The organism is Rhodopseudomonas parapalustris, assembly GCF_053772255.1.
Genome location: NZ_JAMKBZ010000074.1, coordinates 1 through 1,300, shown reverse-complemented (window position 1 = coordinate 1,300; position 1,300 = coordinate 1). Strand labels below are relative to the sequence as shown.

General features: G+C 65.3%; 1 protein-coding gene. It reads left to right on the top strand.

The features are described from left to right. Positions 1 to 77 precede the first annotated feature (77 nt). Positions 78 to 1,187 (top strand): IS5 family transposase, encoded by a 1,110-nt coding sequence (locus M9H71_RS25080; RefSeq protein WP_455407574.1) that lies wholly within the window; start codon positions 78 to 80, stop codon positions 1,185 to 1,187. Positions 1,188 to 1,300: the final 113 nt, after the last annotated feature.

Below are 1,300 nucleotides of genomic sequence, written 5' to 3'. Positions count from 1 at the left end.
CAGGCTGTTGAAGAAGTCACTGGCGGCGCACCTTGGGTCGTGATTCCCTTTGATCCGGACGGATTGAGGGGCGGACGATGCGGGGCGGCGACGAACGGACGGGATCTCTGTTCAGTTATGTGGACGTGGAGGCGCGGGTTCGCGCCGACCACCCGCTGCGGACGATCAGGCGGCTTGCCAACGCGGCGCTGGCTGACCTCTCGAAGGATTTCGACGCGCTCTACACATCGTTCGGCCGCCCGTCGATCGCGCCGGAGAAGCTGCTTCGGGCGATGCTGCTGCAGGCGTTCTATGGCATCCGCTCGGAGCGGCAACTGATGGAGCGGCTGGACTTCGACCTGTTGTTCCGCTGGTTCGTCGGCCTGGGCGTCGACGACGCGGTGTGGGACCACTCGACCTTCTCGAAGAACCGCGACCGGCTGCTCGAAGGCGAGATCGCGGCGAAGTTTCTGACCGCGCTGCTCGCCCGGTCCGAGGTGAAGCGGCTGCTGTCGACCGACCACTTCTCAGTCGATGGCACGCTGATCGAGGCGTGGGCATCGATCAAGAGCTTCCGCTGTAAGGACGGCGGCGATCAGGACAGTGACGGGCCGGGCCGCAACGCCGAGCGCAGCTTCCACAAGGAGAAGCGCAGCAACGACACGCATCAGAGCACGACTGATCCGGAGGCGCGGCTGTACAAGAAGGGCGACGGCCAGCCGGCGAAGCTCTGCTACATCGGTCACACACTGATGGAGAACCGCAACGGCCTCGCCGTGTTGGGCGGCGTCAGCCAGGCGACCGGCACAGCGGAGCGGGATCAGGCGCTCGAACTGATCGACCGCCATCGCGGCGATCGCACGCGACGGATCACGCTGGGAGCCGACAAGGCTTATGACGTCACCGACTTTGTCGGCGAGCTACGAAGCCGCGTGGTGACACCGCACATCGCCATCGATGGACATCTGAGCAAGACCGGCAAGCCGCGCAAGACCGCGATCGACCGGCGGACGCTGCGTCATGCCGGCTACGCCGTCAGTCAACGCTGCCGCAAGCGGATCGAGGAGGTGTTCGGCTGGATCAAGGCGTCGGCCGGCCTCGCCAAGGTCAAGCTGCGAGGCCGCGCCCGCGTCGACGCCGCCTTCAAGCTGGCGCTGGCGGCCTACAATCTGATCCGCCTCCCAAGACTATTGGGAGCAACAGCATGAGGCACCTCGGCACAGGGCCGAAGTGACGTCCGGCAAAGCCGACGCGCGGCGCCTAAAAGCCGACGCAGCACCTCAGTCCCACCGAAAAACAAGACTTCTTCAACAGCCTGCTA

Excerpts from the sequence above, each read along its gene's own strand:
- M9H71_RS25080 (WP_455407574.1), top strand. The coding sequence starts at position 78 with ATGCGGGGCGGCGACGAACGGACGGGATCTCTGTTCAGTTATGTGGAC.